A 22,578-nucleotide genomic window follows, 5' to 3' on the forward strand; every position below is an offset into this window, starting at 1 on the left:
TAATATATTTTAGTAATTTAAATGTGTTCTGATAGTTTAAAAGCTTCTTTATTGAGATGTATAATTTTGCCCATTTCCATTTTATAGATATTATCGGCTATGTCAAAATATTTATCGTCGTGGGTAATTATGATCAATATCTTTCCTTCATTTCTCATTTTTGTTAATAAGTCATTGTAAAAGAAATCTCTAAATTCCGGATCCAAATCTGCAGCAACCTCATCAAAGAAATAGACTGATCTGTCTTCTAAATATGATTTTAAAATGGCCAAACGCTTACATTGTCCTTTAGACAGATCTATGGTACTGAAAACGCCGTCTTCAATTTTAACTTTATCAGATAACTGAAGCACATCCAGCCATTCGTAAACCTGATCTAAGCGATTTTCTTTTATATCATATATCTTTTTAAATAAATAAAAATCACTATAAATAACTGAAAAACACTCGCTTAATTCTTTTGAAGTAACCACTTTTCCATTAATCAGAATTTCTCCTGACTCCGGCTCATAAAGGCCGATAAGTAATTTCAGAAAAGTTGTTTTACCGCTTCCGTTTCCGCCAATTATGAAAACTAATTCACCGCGGTCTGCTTCAAAGTTTATTGGCCCAATACCGTAGGTAATGTCTTGTTTATCATTTTCACCCTGATACTTGAAATAAACTTCGTTAACACTTATTTTTTCAACTTTTACTATTTCTACTTCTTCAGTAATGTCTCTGTAGGATACCTCATCGACATCTGCATTTTCAAGGAAATCATTAATTCTTTTCCATGAAACCTGTACATTTATTATTTGTGGAACTCCGCTTATTAAAGCCCCAACAGGCCCCCATAAGTACAGAACCGCAATTACATAAGCTGTAACAAGTTCTTTATTAAAATCAAAAATTACCGGAAAAACTAAACATGAAACCCCTACAGCAATGGTAAATGAAAGCTCTGAAAATAAAGCAGCATCAATTCCTGCATTTATATTTTCCTGACTGGCATCATAATAATCTTTACTTACTACTTTTAGATCTGATTGGAATCTGTCTCTTTTTACTTTATGCAAAACCAGCTCCTTAAATCCGTTAAGCAAACCAGATAGTAAACTTGTATAGTTTTCTCTTTTTGATCTTGCTTTGTGTCCTGTTCTTTTAAGTCTGCCTGACATTAAAAATAAAAGCCCAAGTATTATTACAGTTACACCAATTAGCATTAATGAACTAATTATGTTTAGAGTAAACATGTATACCAAAACCATGACAGTAGTGATAAAAGTGGTGTAAATATTAACTACATTTTGCGAAAACCCAAAAATTGCATTAATATCATCATTCAGGATTGTATAGATTTTTCCTTTGGCAAGTTTTTCATATTTTCTATATGGAATTTTAAAAATTTTATTAGCTATAATTATATTAAACTTATGAGCTATTAAAATCCCAAGGCTTGCTGTTTTTCTTTTACTTAACCTAACAGTTACAATATAAATAAAAGTGGTTACGGCAAAAAAGAACAAAAGATATTTGGCTTCTATATCATCAGTAACAAACTTGCTGATAATCATAACATTTATAGCACTTGCAATTCCCGGAAATAAACTCAACAATAACAATTGCGAACCAATATCATAGTATTCGTTTTTATGAGGGAAAAAAGTTGAAATTCTTACTAAAGCGTAAAAACCTAAAATAATAATACCCAAAAACAGTACTGCATTTTGTGCCTCTACATATTGGTATTTGCTGTCTAACCAAAAATCTTTATCATAAAGAGCAATTGGTATATAGTAAAGCGCGACCAGAACTGGTAAAAGCACTAAAAAGCCCTTGAAATAACTGTAAACTTTTTTATATGAAAAATCTACTTCTCTCTTTTTATTTATTTTTTGAAAGATTACCAATCCAAAAAACACCAAACCTAAAAGAGCTATAATGCCATTAATTAAATACAATTTGTATATTATATTTTCCATATTATTCTATATTTTACCTAAGATTTAATTGTTTATTAATTAAAGTTTTACGAATGCTTTTTTTTAGGAAAGAATAAATTAAAAGAACAAGATGACTGCATACTTGTTTTAATAAGATTCACTTTTCAATAATTTTTTAATTTGATACTATAATTTCATATCCTGAGGCTGCCCCATAGCTGTTAAAATAGTACGATCACCTTTAAATGGTTTTCTGCCGTGAGAAAACATTAAATTATCCAGCAATAGGAAATCATCTTTTTCCCAAGTGTAAACTATAGAGTGTTCTTTATAAAAGTTTTTAAACTCCTCTATTACTTCTGCCCCTATTTCACTGCCATCGCCATAATAAGTAGCAAATGGTAAATCTTCTTCATCAAAATATTCTAAAACAGACGGATCGTAGAGTTCTTTATGTCCAAAAAACATATGGTTAAACCACATTTCCTCACCGGTAAGAGGGTGATCCTGAAAAGCAGGAAGAGTCCATTTAATTCTTAAGTGATCACTATTTACCCAAGTAAAATCATGTCCGTTGTTTTTAAGAATTTTAGCTACCTCCTCTTTATCCTCTGTTTGATAAATAGTCTGCCAGCTTAATCCTATACCAGGAATAGTATTTCTAACATACTGAATACCTTTTTTCTTAAATTCCTCTACAGTTTCTTTTTTTAAACTTGCTAAAAGCTTTCTTTCATCTGCAATTGGTGTTTCTCCACCTATTTGTGCCGGTAGTAAACAATAAAATGCAATAATTCGATTATAAATATTTGAATATGAATTTTCGGTATGCATATGAATAGTTTCGCTCTTTGGGTGACTTGTAGAGGTGTAAACATTACTATATACCTGATCTCTTGGTGATGTTCTGTTTTTATACTCTATTGCCTGACCGGAAAGAGTTGAAAATAATTCATTAAAATTTTTTGGGCTGTCAATTTTAAATCCTCTTAAAAGTATTGCGCCGTGTTCCAAAAGCAGATTATTGATCTCGTCTTTATGCTCTTCGGCCCATTCTAAAGTATCTCTTTCTCTGTTAGAGATTATTGTAAAAGGATTGTCTTTTGAAGCCGTTTTTATAATAATTCCTTCACCAAATTGAAATTCTTGATTGGATTTTGGTCTAATAGAAGTCTCCATAGTTTAAAAAATTATGATGTTTAAATTCAATTGTTTTTATAAAAAATTGCCTTATTTTAATTTAATTGTGGCACGCTGTCCTCTAGAAAAACGCCAACATTATTTTTCTTCGCTAGTTCTAAATAATGGTTTGCAATTGCTATATCAAAAACTGCCATGCCCATTGGATTAAACATAACAGGCTGGTCTTTATTTAAACTTGGCAAAAAGTCATTCAAAACATCCTGAATAAGCTTAACTCCATTTTCCTGCAGCCCATTAACCTTATTAAAATTTTCAACATCTGTATTTTCTCTACAAACTTCTTCCCAGTCATCCACTATCATTCCTTTTTCGAACCAAGGGAAAACATCTGTTTTATAATCTCTTAGAGAAACATTTAAATGAAGGGAACCTAATTTTGGTTTTAAATTAATGTAAGGCACTTTTGATACTGTACAGGTAATAAAAATATCTGCATCTAAATAGGCCTCTTCCCAACTGTTTACAACATTTACCTTATGTCTTATTGCATCAGGAATATTTTGGTTTGAAACACCATTTAAATCATACAGCAGTACTTCGTCTATAGTATCTCCAAGCAATTGACTGCACATGTTTAAGTGATACTGCCCAATTGGCCCAAAACCTATAATGCCCACTTTTACATTTTTAAGTTTTTTTAATTCCATGTATTTTCGAACAATCAAACCGCTTACCGAAGCCGTTCTGATTGCTGATATCGAACCGCTATTTATTACACATACGGGTTGTCCTGTTTCTGCCTCATTTAAAATTATAACACCATGAGCACGCGGCATATTTTTTTTAATGTTATTAGGGAAACTGGCAATCCACTTGATACCAGATCTGTTTATATCGCCGCCAATAAAAGCCGGCATTGCAATAATTCTATTTTGAGGATTTCCATATCTCAAATATGGCTTTATTGGCTGTGCTATATCTTTTGATTTTATGCATTGGGTTGCTGCTGCTATAACATCAACATTTTGCTCCCAGTCAAGATCAATAAGTTTTACATCATTATCGCTTAAATATATCATTTTAAAATACTTAACATTAATTACTATTTTATTGAACTACTGCTTCTAAAGAAGCATTTATATTATATTTTTTAATTCTGTCACACCAGTCATCATCATAGATTGTGGTGATATATCTCTCGCCTCTATCAGCAAATACACACATTACATTAACCTGAGTATCTATCTCGTTTTCAGTAAAATACTTTTTAATTGCAGCATATACAGAACCAGAAGATCCTCCTGCATACAGATTATGTAATTCTAATAATTCTCGGCAGGAACTTATAGTTTCTTCTTCGTTTACATAAACCACGTCATCTATTTTTGCATCGTTTAAAATATCTGGTCTCATGCTGGAACCTATGCCCGGTATAAATCTTTTGCGTGCTTTACCTCCAAATATTATTGACCCGTAAACATCTACGGCTATAATCTTTACATTTGGATACATTTCTTTCACCTTTCTGGATACTCCGGTAATTGTTCCACCAGAACTGATTCCCATAAATAAGTAATCCAGTTTTTGTCTTGGCGCTTCAAAACAAATTTCTTTTCCTAAAGAATTATAATAAGCCTGAGCATTTAATGGATTTCCGTATTGGTTAATCCAGTAAATATTATCTGTAGTACTTAGTATTTCTTTGATCTTTTTAAGTCTGTTCATTAAATACCCACCATGCTCATCTGGTTGTGTTATACAGATAACTTCGGCACCTTGCTGACGGATTAGCATCTCGTTAACAGGCAAAGTTGTCTTGTCAATTACACAGATAAATTTTAAACCGTTAAGTTTTGCATATGCCGAAAGTGCAACTCCAAAATTTCCCGAAGAAGATTCGATAAGTGTAGTATCTTTATTAATAATACCTTCGTTTAACAAACGGCTTATAATATAGCATGCCGCTCTGTCTTTTACACTTCCGGTTGGGTTGTAAAATTCTAATTTGGCAAAAATATTCAGGTTTGGATTCTCATCCATCGGAATGGATATTAATGGTGTATTGCCTACCTTATTTAAAATGTTATTTATCATAATATTCAAAATCGTTTACTTAAGAAATCCTTTATTTGTTATTTTTAATCTTATACTGGTAAAATCAAAAAATCTAATTTTTTTGGAATATAATTTTTGTCCGATGAGAAATAAACAGTGTAAGTATTTTTTGTAATTAATATCTAATTCTCAACTTTCTGAAACCAAAACTAGACGAATACACCCTTCAATACAAATGAAGCTCGTCGAGATTTATAAATATCGAGTCGGGATTTATAAATCCTAAACAAATACACATTTAACAAATTGATTATCAAAAACTTGAATGCAGTATTAAATTAAAATTACCATGAAGATCTGTCAAATAAAAGTGGAATTTTATTAAAAAATACCTATAAAAACCGGGTAGTTTTTTTGCAAATAGTCTTTTTATTTTTTGAAAATCTCTAAATTTCAAATTAGAGATAACTCATAATTTTATTATGCCGGATTTTGATAGATTTTAAATTTTATGAGCTATTTATCCTGTAAGAATTCACTTTAAATATTTAGATAAGATTCTATCTAAAACTTTTTCAAACTAAAACATTTCTTATGTCCTTATTTGAATAATAAAAAGCAGTGTCTATTTTCCAGTTGATTTAAATTTTTAAGGGAATTTTATTTTCTTTTTACAAAAAGAAGTTTTAAGAATTTGTAAAATGAAATTAGGCCGATAATTAAAATAAGTATCGAAAACAAACCTTTAAACAAAAGCTCAATATTTGTAGAAATCAAATTCCAGAAACCATTATTTAATGTATAAAGTATAAATCTGGATATTGTAGTGGGTATCGTAAGCAAAAAATAACGACATAAAAAGAAAACAAATGCATACTGACCAATACTAAAAGCTAATAAAAAATATTGCAGTTTTGCTTTTCTTTTAATCAGGTCAAAAATATAAGTATAGGATTTTTTATTTAAGTCTATAATATTGAAATAATCAGAAACTATCCAATAACCATCATTTCTTATAAATGGAATTAGTGAATAAACCATTACATAAAGATTTGTTTTTATTATAATAAGCATGAGGTAAGTAAATAAATTAAAGTTTTTATTACATACCAAAAAGAGCAAAAAACAACAATTGATAAGACCTTGAAAATAAATTCCTCCCAGGTTAACAATTACTTTTTCATTTTTATTTAACCTCCAGATTCGGGTTACATTTGAATATAAAACCGGAAATATTATATAAAAACCAAAACCAATTTCTTTAGGTTCAACTTTAAAATATTTACTTGCAGCAGAATGTCCCAGCTCATGAAAAATCATAACGGCCAGTAAAGCAAAATAAACAAAAATATAATCCTGCCATGACATATCGAACAAGGAGTGATTTCGATATTTAAAATTTAGAATAAATTGGGTAATTATTGCGGCTAAAACAACAATTATAAACAGTACATTGAAGATGTATTTTTGAAAAAAAAAAGACAAATATTGAGATATTTTTATAACTTTTTTTTCTGACAATATATTTACAGATAGTTTAATGTAACTTTTATTGTTCTTTTTTTTGTTCACAATAAAGTCCAGCTTACTTGATGCAATACCCGAAAGTTCATCATAATCTGCTGAGCTTATTTTATAGGTTTCAATAAATTTTTCTTTTTGATGATTATTGTTTTTAAGCTCTTGCAATAACTCATAAAATAACCGGCTAATTGAAAAATAATTTTCCTGATATACTATTAAATAACTTTCATTGTTTTTTAATAATTGTATTTCATGTATTTTATTATTGTGTATCAAATTATTGCTTTTATGTTGAATAGCCTTTTTAAATTAAAATGTAATTTTGAATTAATGACTCAACAAAATTCTTGTCTGGAATAAATTCGATTAATTCAATTTTAGTAAGCTTTAAATTTTTACTATTCACTTTTTGCAGGAAAATATAAAGCCCTTTATTAATTTTTAATGAATTCATCGAAACGCTGTTGAACAAAAAGTAATCTGATCCATTTATATAAAAGTTATACAATTGAAAATTGAATTTATAACGATAATCAGCCTCTTTAAATTCTAATACATTTACTTTACTATCAGCCTCATTTGAAATAAAAATATTTTTATTTAAAAACTCATATTGCTCTGTAAATTCAGTAAGAATATCTCCAAACATGCTCCAGCATTGGCTTAAAGATTCTTCGCAAAACGCATCTTTATCTTCTACCGGATAAATAGCCTCTTTAATAATAACTTTAATAAGGCCATCTTCTCTATAAGAAAAAATAGGAATTAAGGGAATTTTTAATAAATGACATAAGTAAGGAATACCCTTTTGAGCACTCATTTCATGATTCAGGAATTTTACATTTAAAGAATGTTTTTGATCATTAACAGTAGTTGTGTTTCCATCCAGATAAGAAAAAAGACTTTTATTTTCTTTAATATTTCTTATCATTTTAAAGATTGATCTGGTATCTTCTGCATTTAAAAAATCAGGGTTCATTTTTAAATTTAAATCAATTCCGGATGTTGCAGGATTAATATCAGGATTCTCATACTGCACTTTTCTTTGATACGAATAATTATCCATCACTACAGAAAAAGTAATTTTTTTCAAGGCCAGCAGAATTGGAATAGTCATGTACGGTCCCATATGAAATGAGGCATAAAAAGCCGGTCCCTTTAAAATTAAATTTTCTTCTCCATAAATCTTAATTTTTCCTGCGTTGTATAATGTTGAAAAATTATTAATTTCATTTATGGTAAGCCTTTTTTGTATGGAATAGTTTTTAAAAAATAAATCGTCGTTAATATTTTTTATCTTTTTACCATTGGCAGATACTCTAAGAAACTCAATCCTGTTTTCTGAGGATTCATCTTCCCATTTTAATAAATTTACTTTTTGCTCAATTAAATTTAAGTAATCTTCCATATAGCATTTTATATTAATTAAAAAAACTAAACACCCTTGAAACAATTAAGCTTCGTAGGTGTTTAGATTAATTTCTAGTGGCCTGAACCAAAACAACAGCTAGAATTTCCATTTGGACTTTGTGGTCCATCTGCAGCATCTGCAGCAATTAACTGAACCATTTCTAGTCTTTCTTCCAGTTCGATTACTTCCAGCTCTTTTTTTAAATCTTCTAAATCACTCATGTTTTTTGATTTAAATGTATGTCTACTCTATATAGGTTTTTCGACTTCCCCCTATTGTCTGGCCTAAACAATATTTTTAAGTTGTAAATACTCTTCTTTTCTTTTACTAAATTCTAACAATAACCGGTCTTCAATATTATACTTAATAGCAGGACAAGGCGATATACCTTCTTTCCATAATTTAGGACAGGCGCCGCCGCAAATAGGTAATATTCTGCATGTTGTACACGGAACTTCTCCGTTTAAAATATCATCGTTCCATGAAGCAAACGATCTTTCGGTATTTACATAGGACTCATCATTTAGTTTCCCTAACTTAAAGGCATGGATATCTTTATAAACATCTACCTGAGAGATTTCTGTACAGTTATATACATTACCATCTGCATCAAATACTTCAGCATGTTCATGCAGACTTGTGCATACTATATTGGTTTTCTTACCCGGCAGTATTGCAAAAGAATGCTGTTTTTTCATTAACAGTAAATATTCATTTATTTGAAACTTAGAATAGTTTTGATGCGACAATGCATTTAAATGGGCATCATTGCCCCAGGAATGAATAGGTGCGGTATAAAATGATATTTTTTCCAGAATCTTTTCTTTATCAAGCAGTTCAATTAAATCAAATGCACTATTATAATTTGATTCATCTACATTACAGCGAATTCTTATAGCGCAGTTTAATTGATCAAATCTTGGATCATTTACTATATCTTTTAAATTTTTAAAGATCAAAGCAAATGTTTTATCTTTTAATTTGGTGTGTCTTCTTGCATCATGATTTTCTTCTGTACCGTCCAGAGTAATTTCAAAATTTTCAACTTTATAATTTTCTACCAAATCAAAAAAAATATCCTTTTTTAAGCTTAATCCGTTGGTTACCATTTTAGCCGAATACGTGCAATTATTTTTTGAGGCTAACTCCATTAACGCTGCAGACAATTTCCTGATGTTTAACAAACCCATTAATGGCTCAGCACCAAACCAGGAAATACCTAACTTTTTATATTTTTTGATTTTTAAATTATTTGAGATTCTTTCAATAATTTTTTTGTTCAAATTATCGGTTAATTTTTTTTTTGTGTGTACCTGACCGCAATATTCACAGCCTAACTGGCAATTTGCAGATGGCGAAATAACCTGATAAAGTAAGTCCTCGTTTTTAATGGCTTCTTTATTTTCCTGAATTATAAAATCTAACTCATTAAAGCTGCTCGAAACCAGTATTTTATTTTTTAATAATTCATTTAATGAAGTATTGTCAATCTTGTCGAAGAGTTTATTAATTAAGATATGATACAAATCCAGTTGAATTAATATCATTGTGGTTGAAATAGTAGAGTAAACTAAAACGTATTTATTTGATATGATAGGCTGGGAAAAAACTAAATAATCTGATAATTTATATTTCATTCTTAAATATTTTTGATCTTAATGGTATTCCCATCTAATATTCAGGCTTTAAAAACAGCAGGGATGATTCACAGATTTGCATTTTAATTATAAAAGCAATTCATTCTTTTCTAAAAATTATTTGGATTTTTTAGCGTCTGCTAAGCAATTTGTAAAGTGCAAACTCTATTTATGGATTTTTTTCTGTAGTAAAACTAGATGATGACAACAAACAAAACAAAAACTAGTGTACTGGATTTATAAATATAGAATCGATATTTATAAATTGCCTGATGACTCCGTTGTACAGCCTTTCTGTCACTATGCTTAACAACTTCAACTTTTTTTGGTTTTCAATCACAAATTATCATAATCAAGTAAAAATTGTTTAAAGAAATAGTAATTATATTCTTATAATCATTGATTAATTGATAAAATACTCTATTTTTGAAATCCGATTCTTATACTAAAATGTATGCTTAAATCAGAAATAGATTATAGTTTTTTTTCATCCATTATTGCCCGAATTCCTGTTCACCCAATTAGTTTCTATAAAAATCTTACAAATGGATTTATAATTGAGGAAGAGGATATAAAGGAATTGTTAAAGGATAATAAAATTAAGGAATCTCTATTTGTAGCATCACCAGAATTATATAAACAAGTGCAAAAATGGATTTCTTCAAAAAATTATCCAGCAGATAAAGGTCAAAAAATTAAAATTTCGTTATTAAAGTATTTTATTCGGATGTCAACCAGATGCACACCCTTTGGTCTTTTCTCAGCATGTGGCTCTGGAAAATTTGGTACTGAAACAAAAATTAATATTGATAATGCAAAATCCTTTTATAGAAAGACCCGTTTTGATATGCAATTCATCGCTAATTTAGGGAACGAACTTCAAAATAATTTACTGATTCAAAATGATTTACTTTATTATCCAAACAGTACTTTATACAAATTAGGTGATTATTACAGATATGTTCAATATATATTAAATCAAGACAGCCGTAATTATTCACTTGAAGCAGTAAAACGAAATGAGTATTTAGATTTTATATTGGAAAAATCAGTTTTAGGAATTTCTAAAATTGAATTAATTAATTTTTTAAAATCAGATGAAATAACTGAAGGTGAGGCAATCGACTTTATAGACGAATTAATAAGTAATCAAATACTAGTTTCAGAATTGGAACTGACACTTACCGGAGATGATTTTTTAAATAAATTACTTTATTTAACTGATTCGCTCGAAAATTCTATAGGTGAAAAGGAAGAACAACTGCCAAATGATATAACTACTAAAAGCAAGTTACTTCCGAATCTGAAAATTTTGTCAAAAAAACTAGCACAGATTGATGAAGCACAAACACATTCAATATCATCTTATGAAAAAATTATTCAAATCATAAAAGATAAAAATCTTTTGTTTAATGAAAAATATCTGTTTCAAACAGATTTATTTCTTAATTCGAATGAACTTCAGTTAGATGGAAAATACAAAGGTGAATTATTGAATGCCATAAAACTTTTAAATAAAATTTCTTCAATACCCAAAAAAACATTTCTAGAGAATTTTAAAATTGAATTTATTAAACGCTATGATGGCGAATCTATACCATTAGTAAAAGCTTTAGATTTTGAAGCAGGAATTGGATACGGATTAGACAATGGAAATTTTGATGTCTCACCTATATTAGATGGTTTAGGATTAAATGAATTGAATATTGATCATAAAACTATTTTAGGGCCGGTAGAAAAAATAATTCATTATAAATTTGAAAAAGCCATAATTAATAATGAAAAAAGTACTGAATTAACTTTTAATGATTTTAAAGATATTGATTTTTCTAATCAAAATCTGCCCGATACATTTTCCTGCCTTTTTGAAATTGTTAAAGAAGACGAAAAAGAATGGATTGTAATTCAAAACATAGGAGGATCTAGTGCTGCAAATTTATTTGCAAGATTTTGTTATGGCAATGATTTTATAAATGCTTTTGCAAGTGAAATTACAAAACATGAATCAGATAGTAATGCCAATGCAATTATTGCTGAAATTGTTCATTTACCAGAATCTAGAACTGGAAATGTGCTAAGAAGACCGACTTTCAGATCTTATGAAATTCCTTATTTAGGTCAGTCAAATTTAGATTTACTAAAGCAAATTCATATTACAGATATCCATTTAAAATTAAATTCCGGCCGTTTAATTTTATGGAGTAAAAAACATGGAAAGGAGATTATTCCAAAATTAACTAATGCCCATAATTTTTCTTATAAAGCTTTACCTATTTATCAATTTTTATGCGATATGCAATTTGAAAATTGTAAATCCGGTATAGGAATTAAAACAGATAATTTAGAAAATTTATTTAATTATTTCCCAAGAGTAACTATTGGAAATTGCATTATTTTAAAAGCCAAATGGATTTTCAGCCATGAAAAAAATCCTGTTTTTTTCATGAATTTAAGTTCAAAATATAAAATTTATGAGAAAAATATTTTTAGTTTAATTGCAGATATTTCTTCAGCAATATCTAAATCACTGCCTCAATATATTTCACTGGTAGATGGAGATAATACTTTAATTATAAATACACAAAATTCGACTTGTGTTGAAATGCTTTTATCAGTCATTAAAAATCGAACAAAATTTATATTAGAAGAATATTTATTTCCATCAGATAAAATAGTTAAAGGTAAAGATGATTATTATGCAAACGAATTTATAGCAAGCTTGAAATGGGAAAAACATGGATTTTAAAACAAAAAGATTTTTTATCATTGGCGAGGAATGGGTCTATTATAAAATTTATTGCGGAAGCTACTCTGCAGACCGAATTTTAATTAATGAAATTGTAATAATTGCAGATGTACTATTTGAAAAGAAACTCATTGATGAGTGGTTTTTTATAAGATATAAAGATCCTAATAATCATCTTAGAATACGTTTTCATCTAACTAATCTGGATGCATTTCAGGAAGTAATAAAATTTATAAACCTGTATCTGGCTAAATTAATTAAAGACCAGGTTGTTAATGATTTTTTTCTGGCTAATTACAAAAGAGAAATAGAAAGATATGGAGGAAGTACTATTGTTGAAGCAGAAAAATTATTTTATCACAATAGTAAAAAAGTAGTTGAATTAATTAGTTGTACAACACCTGAATATGATGAAATAGCCAGGATTTTTAGTTCACTGCAAATGATTAAAGATCTGTTGAAATATTTTGAAATACCAATAGACATTTGTCTGGAGTTTGTACAGCATGTCTCTATGAAATTTAAATCCGAGCATAATGTAAAAAAAGAAAATACAAACAATTTATCCCGTGTGTATTTAAAATACAAAACAGATATTTTGTCATTTCTTGACAATGAACAGGATCCGGAATATTTGGATGGACTTAGTGAAATAATAAAAATTAATCACGAAGAAATAAAAACTATAAAAACAATTTTGAGTAAAAGCGATCAAAATCAAAACATCAATTCTTTAGATTTAATTACTTCTTTTATTCATATGAATATTAATAGAACATTCAGATCAAAACAAAAAGAATATGAATTGTTATGTTACGATTTTATGAGCCGGTATTATAAATATGTTATACATAAAAAACAATGAAAAAAATTACTTTAATCTTATTGCTTGCTATTAATGGAGTGATTTTCTCACAACAGAATAACTTACAGAACATAAATTTAAAAAAATTAAGTTTCAAAGAGTTAGATGAAAAAATAGAAAATTCAGCGTCAGACTTAAATCGAAAAAAAGTTTACATTGATGTTTATTATAAAAAAGCCAAAGAATTCAATGACGTTTTTAGAATTGCAGACGCTATGTATTACAAAGCTTTAATTCACAGAGGTAAAGCAATTCAATTAAAATATGCAGATTCAATTATTTCATTGACAAATAATAAGTCTGATTATATTTATCCGGCAAAAGCTTATGTATTGAAAGCTAATTACTTTCAAATCAACCTTAATTTAAATCAGGCATTAAAATATATACTGATTGCTGAAAAGCTGTCTCAGAAAAGAGGCAATTTTGAGCAGAATTTAATCATTAAAAGATATATTGGATTAATAAAAATTGAATTAGGAAGACCTGAAGAGGCTTTGCCTTTATTTGTCGAGAACTTAAATTATTTTAAGAACAAGCCAAATAAAAAAATCGACGTTATTTTTATTAAATGGGTCCTTGCTGATATTTATATAAGATTAAATAAAGAGGATGTTGCATTAAATTATATAAATAATGAATTAAAAACACTTCCCGTTACTAATCCATATTACCCATACTATATAATGTATAAAGGAATATGTTTGAATCTTAAAAATGATTTTAATCAAAGTAAAACTTATCTGGAAAAAGCTATAAGCTTAATTAAGAATACTGATGATACTTCAAACTTAGCTATTTGTTATTATTATAAAGGAGAGAATATCTTTAAAAGCGAAAAAAACATTGATAAAGCAATGCTTTATTATGAAAAAGTCGATTCCATTTTAGTTAAAACAAAACAATACTCTTGTGATATAAAAGACAATTACATCCGTTTGATAGAAATTTCAAAGATTACTAATAATGATAAAAAACAATTATATTATTTAAACAGGCTGATAGAGATTGAGAGCTATTTTAAAGCAAATAATGTAATACTTTCAAATAAAATAAGTAAAAATTATGACACACCAAATCTTTTAATTGAGAAAGAAAACTTAATTAAAGAGATTAAAAATGAAAATATTTTTCACACTATTATTTCTATTTTATTAATGTTAGGACTTGTATTTTCTATTTATTACCTAATAAAAGTAAAAAACAAAAATAAACTCTTTGAACAACGTTTTAATGAATTAATGCAGGCTCCTTTACTGGAAAATTCAAACAATGAAGAACAAATTATTCAAATAAAAAACAATCAGGAAGAAAAAACAATTGACCTGCCTATTGAAATGATAAAAGATATATTAAAAAAACTGTCTGAATTTGAAAATAAGAAAGGATATTTAAGACTAAACTTGAAACAGACAGATCTTGCCAGAGAATTTGCCAGTAATAGCAGCTATTTATCTAAAATTATCAATTTTTACAAAGAGAAAAACTTTAGTCAATACATTAATGATATGCGTATTGATTATGCTATTTCAAGATTGAAAAAAGATAAAAAATTTAGGAGATATACTATAAAAGCTATTTCAGAAGAGGTTGGCTTTAGTAATTCGGAATCTTTTGCAAAAGCATTTTACACAAAGACAGGACTGCAACCTTCGTATTTCATTAAAAAAATAGAAGAAACAAAAAATAAATTATCCGCATAGTACTGATTATCAATACTTAACAACCTAAATCATCTACATTTATAAATGTAGACAAGTACTATTATTTTAAATTACTTCATCAATATACATTTGTATCAAACTAGTATCAACTATAAATACAAATCAAATGAAAAAAGTAAACAGAATTGAAGAAAAAAAACTTTCTTTGGAAAAATTTAGAATTGCAGAAATTAAAAACAAGAAAGTTATCGTAGGTGGCGGATCTGCGCTGGCAGATGAAGATCCACCAATTACTTCACCTACGATTAGAGGATAATCAATTTTTAAGTTATCCAGGCAATTAAATAATGTTACATTAATGAAATCAATAATACAGCTTATTTTTATATTTTGTTTCTCAATTACCGGCTTATCTCAAGATGTGATAGTAAAAGAAAAAAATAATGATGATAAACATTCGAATACTACAATTATGGATAATTTTCAATATCTAGAAAATTTACAAAATGATTCAGTACAAAAATGGTTTAAACAACATAATGATCGAGCTAGAGATTTATTGAATAACATTTCGGGTAGAAATGAATTTGTTGAAAAATTCATTGAATTTGAACAACGGAAATCCTTTAATGTAACATTATTAACAATTACAGAAAATAATTCTTTTTATTATTTAAAAAGAACCTCTGCAGACAAGTATGACAAACTTTATTTAAAAGAAAAAGGAAAAAATGAAGTTTTAATTTTTGATGCTGCAAACTATAAAAAAGAAACAGGAAACACCTACACAATTTCTTATCTTAAACCATCGTGGGATGAAACCAAAATTGCACTTAGTTTTACCAAAAATGGAGAAGAAATTGCCGAAATAGGTTTTCTTGATATTAAAAGCAAAAAAATATTACCCACAATTATTTTAAATTGCTGGCCTGCAGAATTAGGCGGAATTAACTGGTTACCAGATGACAGCGGAATAATCTATGTTAACATACCTGTTATTGACACAAAATCCCCCGATTATCTTTTAGATACTGAATCTGTTGCTTATAAAATAGGAGATGATTCATCAAAACATATTGTTTTATTCTCAAAAAAAAACAATCCCAATCTGCAGATTTCACGATCAGATTTCCCAATTATTAAAAAAATAAATTATAAGGATAAATATATTTTAGCTTCCTTGAGCGGGGCGGCAATATATTTAGACTATTATTATGCTGATATCAGCGAATTAAAAAATCTAAAAATAGATTGGAAATTACTCTATAAAAAAAGCGACGGGCTATTAAATCCTGTAATTTTAAATGACGAATTGTATTGTATTTCTTCAAATAAAACTTCAAACTTTAAAATCATTAAGTCCCAAATTTCTAATTTAAACCTTCAAAATCCTGAAATAATCGTAAAAGAAAATGTAAAAGAAACGATTGATGATTTTGTAGTAAATAATGACGGACTCTTTTATACGACTAAAAAAAATGGCGTTGAAGCCAAGTTATATCATATAAAAAATAAAAAAATAAAGGCTCTTAGTTTACCTGCCCAAGCGGGAAATATCTCCTTAACTTCAAACAACAAATATGGCAGTGATTTATCAATAAACATAAGCGGGTGGCTAAACCCAAATAGAAGATTTTGCTATAACTTTGCTAAGGATCAGTTTACTGAAGACACTACCAATCCTATTGTTTCATATCCTGAATTTAAAGATTTTGTTGTAAAGGAAATTGAAATTCCTTCGCACGACGGTGTTTTAGTCCCTGTTAGTTTAATTTACAATAAGAAATTAAAACGTGATAAAGAAAATTACGTCATGATGGATGGTTATGGATCTTATGGAATTTCAAGAAGTCCGCGATTTCAGCCTATCATTCTGTCATGGGTCATGAATGGCGGCATTTATGTTATACCACATGTAAGAGGAGGAGGAGAAAAAGGAGATAGCTGGCATGAAAGTGGTTTTAAGAAAAACAAACCCAATACATGGAAAGATTTTATTGCTGCTGCAGAATATTTAATTACTAATAATATAACTACAAAAGATAAAATAGGTATGTTAAGCGGAAGCGCTGGCGGTATCCTTGTAGGCAGGGCAATGACAGAACGTCCTGATTTATTCAAAGTAATGATTTGTTATGATGGCTACCTTAATCCACTTAGAATTGACAAGGCACCAAATGGCCCCAATAATATGAAGGAGTTAGGTGATCCAGCTATTAAAGAAGAACTCACTATGCTGGCAGAAATTGATTCTTTTAATCATATAAAACAAGGTGTTAACTATCCGGCCTGCCTTATTTCTGTAGGTATGAATGATGCCCGGGTTGCCCCTTGGATGTCTGCCAAATTTGTAGCTAAACTTGAAAGTATTACATCGACTACAAATGAAATCCTTTTTGCCGTAAATTATGATGCCGGACATGGGATAAACAGTTCAAATTTGCAATTATATAATGATTTTGCAGATGAATTTGCATTTGCTTTTTGGCAAATGGGACATCCAAAATTTAAATTATCTAAAGACAAATATAAAATTAGGGAGTAAGGATTTTATTTTTCTACATTTTTTTGGGCGAAGAAATAAACTCTGAAGCTCTTCGGAAAAATTTTAATATTGAAAAAAATACAAAAACCTCCGAAATCATTTCTGACTTTGAAGGTTTTTCACTTTATCTAAAACTCGTTTTACTTATACTCTTCTTCTTTCTGTGCGTACCAATCTTTCATCACATAAAAAGCTTTCTTTTTAATTCCATTACTTGAAATTAAGCCTTTACGGTTAAAGAAATCCTGAATGTTTGACAATTGTCTTCTTGGTGATCTAAAGTCCACCAAAATCCACGGAGACACTCCAGCTAAACCTTCAATTCGATTAAACATTTGTGTATTTTGAATATACAGCTCTTCCTGATATTCTTCGTTCCAGCGTTCTTTTTTGTCGCCATGTAATCCTTGCAAAGCTTCGCCCCCAAATTCACTAATGATAACCGGTTTATTATATGGAATTACCCATTGCATATCTTTACAAGATTCATTCGTTCCTCTGTACCAGCCTAAATATTGATTAAAACTTACAATATCTACATATTCATTCATATTATCCTGCAGTGTATTGATATTGTTGGAACTTTTGGTTACCTCCATCGCCATACTTATTAATCGAGAATTGTCCTGTGAGCGGGCATATTTTGCTAATTTGCTTAGAAAAAGATCTCTGTCGTCACCATGAGGCGTTTCGTTTGCTATTGACCAAATTACAATTCCACAGCGGTTTTTATCCCTGTAAATCATATCATGCAGCTGACGTTCGGCATTTGCGTATGTATCAGGATTTGTCCATGAAATAGTCCAATATACCGGAACTTCTGACCAAATCATTAATCCCATTTTTTCAGCTTCTTTTACCATGTTTTCGTTATGCGGATAATGCGCTAAACGAACATAATTACAACCTAATTCTTTTGCCCAGGTTAATAATGTAATCGCATCTTCCTGTGACCAGGCTCTTCCAGATCTGAAAGGCGCTTCTTCATGAATACTGATTCCTCTTAAAAAGACTTTTTTTCCGTTTAACAGAATTTCTTTTCCTTTAGTTTCAATTGTTCTAAAACCAATTTTATCGTTTATATTTTCATCTGCTTTACTTATAACTACATCATATAATTTTGGTTTTTCCGGAGTCCATAAAACCGGATTTGCTTTTATTTCGAAATACGCAAAACCTTTTGAATCGGTTGTAATAATCTTTTTGATTTTTAATTCAGGAATGGAAACCGAAAGCGATTGATTAGCCGTTTCACTATTCAGCTTAATCCAGCCTGAAATTTTTCCTTTTTCTTTTTTATCTAGCTGAACCAGATAATCTTCAACATAAGTATTCGGAACCTGAGCCAAAGTAACATCTCTTGTGATTCCGCCGTAATTCCACCAATCCATATTTACGGTTGGGACATTATCTTTATGACGTTTGTTATCTACTTTTACTACGACAAAGTTATTCCCATCAACTAATAAATTGGTTACATCAAAATTAAAAGGTGTATAACCACCAACATGATTTCCTGCCAGTTTTCCATTTACATATACTTTTGCATCGTAATTAACTGCTCCAAAATGAAGAATTCCTTTGGTTTGTGCATCTTTTTTATAATTAAAGTCTTTCTGAAACCAAACTGTTCCTTCATAAAAAAATAATCTTTGATCTTTTGAATTCCAGTCAGACGGAATATCCATTGTGGCTGAAGTGGCAAAATTATATTCGGTTAAATCTGTAGTATTGAATTTTTTATTTTCGAAAAATCCGTTGTCTTTTAAAGGCACTAAACGATAATCGTAATATCCGTTTTCGAGTGGATCTACAATATAACTCCATTTCCCGTTTAAGTTGATATTATTTCGAGATGAAATATTAGATAGTAACGGAATTTCCTGCGCCATCGTTTTCCCAAAAACCAGAAAAGCAAAACACAGCATTATTATTTTTCTCATAGCAATAATTATTTATTTAAAAATACAATTTTCTATTTTTATCAAAAGAACAAATTAACAATCAGCTTCTTATCAAAAAATCATCCTTCATAATTAAAATTCGTTTTTCCGTTCCTAAATTACAATAGGTTTATTTACTTAAACTTAGAAAAAACATATCAAATACACTACAAAATGAATCTAATACACCAAAATGAGCGTAGTTGTTTTTTTTCTTTTGAAGAGGATTTATTTAGACTTTATTGATGGGATAAAAAAATAAAAACCTCTTAAATACAATAATTTAAGAGGCTAACTTTTATAGTGATATGTAAATTTACATCATCGTATTAATACGAATACTGGCTTTTATAAGCGCTAATGCAGATATTTTTGAAATATGAATGTCTTTTGGCTGATGATGTGAATTCTGACTTACCAATTTCACAAACTCCTGCCCTTGTTCTGATTTCTGAACATACTTTACTGTAATATATTCTTCCCAGTCATTCAACTTGACACTTAAAAGATACATTTCACCAAAAAAGATATTATCAAATTCTGTTTCCTTGTATAAAATTATATCTCCAGATTTTAAAAGCGGATACATACTATCACCGGTTACAGAAATCGCTCCGTCACATTTAGGAAGATTTGGAATTTTTATAGTATCTAAAACTCTTTGCGGTTTTCCGCTGCTAAATAATTCCCTCAAACCTGCTACAGCTTCCAAATCATATAATGGGATTTCCTGACTCACGTGCAGCGAATCGATTGTTTTTCGGTCATTATTCATAATTACAATATTAGTGTTATCCTCTTTTATCATGGATCCATTTCCAGTTAAAAGCCATTCAGAGTTTATTTCCGGATAGTAGTGTAAAATTTTACACGCTTTATCAGTTCCCATATTACTGCTATTATCTAAAAATTTATTAGAAAAGCCTAAATCATTGCAGAACTTATATTTAGTAATCCCTTTATAATCAAGGTATTCTCTTATTCTTTCAGTCGACCCCATAAAAAGATGTATTTTTTTACGTTAAAAATTTGTTTTGATGTATTATTTTACATTATATTTGCAAAGTAAAGAAAAATAAATATTAAAAACAAGTCAAACACATACAAATTTATGCGGTACACAAACTACACTCAAAACAAAATACTTGAATAAATTATTGATAATAAATTAATTACAAGACACTTAAGTTACTAAAAAATGAAAAACACAGCACTACACTAAATCAGAATAAAACTACGAATGACTTGTAATATTAATCATTAAAATTAAAAAATCCTTATTCATCATTACTTAAATCATAAAAATGGAAACAAATCAAATCAAGGAAAAAATTCAGGAACTGGAGAATTGGCTGATTGAAAATCCAAACAGCCCCGAGAGAAATCTAATAGAATCTGACATCAAAAAATTACGAACCTTATTAAATAAAAATCATGAGTAGAAATCAAATCGAAACAAGAATTGCACAATTGTATCTGGCACTTCAATATTGTTCTGAAAGATCGAAATCTTTTACGCCCGGAGAAAGAATCTGCATTAATCAGGAACGTTTTCAATGGATGCATATTCTGGACAATGAAACCGCTTCTCCCCGTCCCGTTTCACAAGCAATTGAAAACAAATTAAAAGAGGTATTAAGACTTGCTGATCACTATAATTTTAAGCCTTATTACGGTGATCCATTTAAAGAAGAAATCTTATTGCATAACTAAAATTATTATAAAAACTAAAAGCCTATTATTATGAACACGCCGTTAACAAAAACAATGAACCCATCTTTGGACTTATCTCAATTTTCTGCACAGCAATTAAAAGAAGCTTTAAACCGAATTGAAAATAAAAAGAATGAAGAACGAGATGCTTATAAAAAACTGGTAGCCGAAACTATTCCTAAAGCACTTTCGAGATTACACGAAACTTCTGAAATGATGCGAAATGCAAAAACAGAAACTTTTCAGTTATTTGAAACTATTCTGGATTTAAAGAATCAGGTTTATGGTTTTAAAGAAAAGCAGATGTCTCATACTTTTTCTAATGATAAAGAAGAAATTACGATTGGATATCGTATTAACGAAGGCTGGGACGATACAGTAACAATTGGTATTGAAAAAGTGCAGAATTATATTTCGTCGCTTTCGACCAGTAAAGAAACAGCATCATTGGTAAAAATTGTTTTCAATTTATTAAAAAAAGATGCTAAAGGAAATTTAAAAGGTTCGCGCGTTTTAGAACTTCAAAAATTAACTAAAGAATTTAATAATGAAGAATTTACAGATGGTGTTGAAATTATTGCTTCTTCTTTTAAACCAATCCGCTCAAGCTGGTTTATCGAGGCGAACAGAATTGATGAAAATGGTGTAAAAACCAATATTCCGTTGTCAATGTCGTCTGTAGATTTTTTACAGGGATATGCTTTTAATTTCTTTAACCAGCAAAACGAACAAAGTCATGCAGCCTAATAATGATATTTACGCTTCGGCCCTTTTAGCTCTTCTGCTTATTGCAACCAACTTAAAGCCAATTCTTTTATTTCGTGAATGGTTTTATTTCAGAATCAAAATAATTTTTAAACAATATTTAAATGAGCGTAAAAATAAAGCCAATTACTGACCACGAAAGTTACAAAGTTAATGAACACATCATTTTTAAAGACGGACTTGGTAACTGGAACTGTAAAAATGATTTATCGAATAAAGAACGTCAGGCTTTTAATCAATATGAAAGCATCGTAATTAAAAATCCGAGATTTAAAAAACACACGACAGCTATCTACAAAGGCTGAATAATCCCCTCAAAATCTACATTATAAAACTTAAGTAAACATAAAAAAATGGTTCCTGTTTTTCGCTTCTTTCTGAAGGAAAACAGGAACCGAAGATGGGCGGTTTTTACCCAAAAAAGCAGCCAAAAACCATTCTTTCTGTAGAGTTCCCAGTCTTTAGAGCTGCGGAACGAGATCATGATAGGAAGAGTACAGACCTCAATTGTTAAAAAAATATTCTTTAACAAATAGCACCTCAGAACGAGGTTCAAAAAAATGGCATTTGAAGTAGAAAAACCATTACTTAAAAAGATTAAATGGTTTGGCTGCAGTAAATCTTTATGTCATTATATCGTAT

General features: G+C 29.1%; 19 protein-coding genes. 9 read left to right on the forward strand and 10 right to left on the reverse strand.

The features are described from left to right. Positions 1 to 17: 17 nt before the first annotated feature. From FLAPXU55_RS16085 to FLAPXU55_RS16120, 8 genes are all read right to left on the reverse strand, one after another. Complete coding sequence (locus FLAPXU55_RS16085; protein WP_180859405.1) at positions 18 to 1,964, reverse strand: cyclic peptide export ABC transporter; 1,947 nt, start codon at positions 1,962 to 1,964, stop codon at positions 18 to 20. A 147-nt stretch (positions 1,965 to 2,111) separates the two neighbouring features. After that, a complete protein-coding gene (locus tag FLAPXU55_RS16090; RefSeq protein ID WP_180859406.1) occupies positions 2,112 to 3,104 on the reverse strand; it encodes a TauD/TfdA family dioxygenase in 993 nt (330 codons plus the stop codon). 56 nt (positions 3,105 to 3,160) lie between these two features. Beyond that, positions 3,161 to 4,147, reverse strand: coding sequence for a 2,3-diaminopropionate biosynthesis protein SbnB (locus FLAPXU55_RS16095; RefSeq protein ID WP_180859407.1), 987 nt, complete (start codon positions 4,145 to 4,147; stop codon positions 3,161 to 3,163). Between the two features lie 28 nt (positions 4,148 to 4,175). After that, positions 4,176 to 5,162 carry a 2,3-diaminopropionate biosynthesis protein SbnA gene (sbnA, locus tag FLAPXU55_RS16100; protein ID WP_180859408.1) on the reverse strand — a complete coding sequence of 329 codons (987 nt, stop codon included), beginning with the start codon at positions 5,160 to 5,162 and terminating at the stop codon, positions 4,176 to 4,178. 621 nt (positions 5,163 to 5,783) lie between these two features. Beyond that, positions 5,784 to 6,923: a zinc metalloprotease gene (locus FLAPXU55_RS16105; RefSeq protein ID WP_180859409.1), complete on the reverse strand. Its 1,140-nt coding sequence runs from the start codon at positions 6,921 to 6,923 to the stop codon at positions 5,784 to 5,786. A gap of 28 nt (positions 6,924 to 6,951) precedes the next feature. Continuing rightward, a complete protein-coding gene (locus tag FLAPXU55_RS16110) occupies positions 6,952 to 8,055 on the reverse strand; it encodes a lysophospholipid acyltransferase family protein (protein ID WP_180859411.1) in 1,104 nt (367 codons plus the stop codon). A 74-nt stretch (positions 8,056 to 8,129) separates the two neighbouring features. Continuing rightward, positions 8,130 to 8,279: a hypothetical protein gene (locus FLAPXU55_RS16115; RefSeq protein ID WP_180859413.1), complete on the reverse strand. Its 150-nt coding sequence runs from the start codon at positions 8,277 to 8,279 to the stop codon at positions 8,130 to 8,132. Between the two features lie 63 nt (positions 8,280 to 8,342). After that, positions 8,343 to 9,695 carry a radical SAM/SPASM domain-containing protein gene (locus FLAPXU55_RS16120; RefSeq protein ID WP_180859421.1) on the reverse strand — a complete coding sequence of 451 codons (1,353 nt, stop codon included), beginning with the start codon at positions 9,693 to 9,695 and terminating at the stop codon, positions 8,343 to 8,345. Positions 9,696 to 10,149: 454 nt separating this feature from the next. Here FLAPXU55_RS16120 and FLAPXU55_RS16125 point away from each other — a divergent pair, with 454 nt between their 5' ends. From FLAPXU55_RS16125 to FLAPXU55_RS16145, 5 genes are all read left to right on the forward strand, one after another. Beyond that, complete coding sequence (locus FLAPXU55_RS16125; protein WP_180859423.1) at positions 10,150 to 12,441, forward strand: lantibiotic dehydratase family protein; 2,292 nt, start codon at positions 10,150 to 10,152, stop codon at positions 12,439 to 12,441. Then, positions 12,431 to 13,306, forward strand: a complete 876-nt coding sequence (locus FLAPXU55_RS16130; protein WP_180859425.1) for a thiopeptide-type bacteriocin biosynthesis protein — start codon at positions 12,431 to 12,433, stop codon at positions 13,304 to 13,306. The genes FLAPXU55_RS16125 and FLAPXU55_RS16130 overlap by 11 nt, the downstream gene beginning before the upstream one ends. Further along, positions 13,303 to 15,009: a helix-turn-helix domain-containing protein gene (locus tag FLAPXU55_RS16135; RefSeq protein WP_180859427.1), complete on the forward strand. Its 1,707-nt coding sequence runs from the start codon at positions 13,303 to 13,305 to the stop codon at positions 15,007 to 15,009. Before FLAPXU55_RS16130 ends, FLAPXU55_RS16135 begins: the two co-directional genes overlap by 4 nt. A gap of 127 nt (positions 15,010 to 15,136) precedes the next feature. Further along, the gene (locus FLAPXU55_RS16140; protein WP_180859429.1) at positions 15,137 to 15,286 is read left to right on the forward strand and encodes a hypothetical protein; all 150 of its coding nucleotides are present in this window, start codon (positions 15,137 to 15,139) and stop codon (positions 15,284 to 15,286) included. 42 nt (positions 15,287 to 15,328) lie between these two features. Beyond that, positions 15,329 to 17,515 (forward strand): prolyl oligopeptidase family serine peptidase, encoded by a 2,187-nt coding sequence (locus FLAPXU55_RS16145; protein WP_180859431.1) that lies wholly within the window; start codon positions 15,329 to 15,331, stop codon positions 17,513 to 17,515. A 140-nt stretch (positions 17,516 to 17,655) separates the two neighbouring features. On the opposite strand, the gene FLAPXU55_RS16150 is transcribed toward FLAPXU55_RS16145, so the two are convergent. After that, entirely contained in the window at positions 17,656 to 19,458 is a 1,803-nt protein-coding gene (locus FLAPXU55_RS16150) for a glycoside hydrolase family 2 protein (RefSeq protein WP_180859433.1), read from the reverse strand. Between the two features lie 316 nt (positions 19,459 to 19,774). Then, a complete protein-coding gene (locus tag FLAPXU55_RS16155; RefSeq protein WP_053471133.1) occupies positions 19,775 to 20,458 on the reverse strand; it encodes a S24 family peptidase in 684 nt (227 codons plus the stop codon). A gap of 304 nt (positions 20,459 to 20,762) precedes the next feature. Here FLAPXU55_RS16155 and FLAPXU55_RS16160 point away from each other — a divergent pair, with 304 nt between their 5' ends. From FLAPXU55_RS16160 to FLAPXU55_RS16175, 4 genes are all read left to right on the forward strand, one after another. Beyond that, positions 20,763 to 20,900, forward strand: coding sequence for a hypothetical protein (locus FLAPXU55_RS16160; RefSeq protein ID WP_157849152.1), 138 nt, complete (start codon positions 20,763 to 20,765; stop codon positions 20,898 to 20,900). Next, the gene (locus FLAPXU55_RS16165) at positions 20,893 to 21,171 is read left to right on the forward strand and encodes a hypothetical protein (RefSeq protein ID WP_053471134.1); all 279 of its coding nucleotides are present in this window, start codon (positions 20,893 to 20,895) and stop codon (positions 21,169 to 21,171) included. The genes FLAPXU55_RS16160 and FLAPXU55_RS16165 overlap by 8 nt, the downstream gene beginning before the upstream one ends. Positions 21,172 to 21,201: 30 nt before the next feature. Beyond that, positions 21,202 to 21,918: a DUF3164 family protein gene (locus FLAPXU55_RS16170; protein ID WP_180859435.1), complete on the forward strand. Its 717-nt coding sequence runs from the start codon at positions 21,202 to 21,204 to the stop codon at positions 21,916 to 21,918. Between the two features lie 122 nt (positions 21,919 to 22,040). After that, on the forward strand, positions 22,041 to 22,241 hold the full coding sequence (locus tag FLAPXU55_RS16175) for a hypothetical protein (protein WP_180859437.1): 201 nt from the start codon (positions 22,041 to 22,043) through the stop codon (positions 22,239 to 22,241). Positions 22,242 to 22,578 lie beyond the last annotated feature (337 nt).

This window comes from Flavobacterium panici (assembly GCF_903819335.1).
GTDB lineage: Bacteria > Bacteroidota > Bacteroidia > Flavobacteriales > Flavobacteriaceae > Flavobacterium > Flavobacterium panici.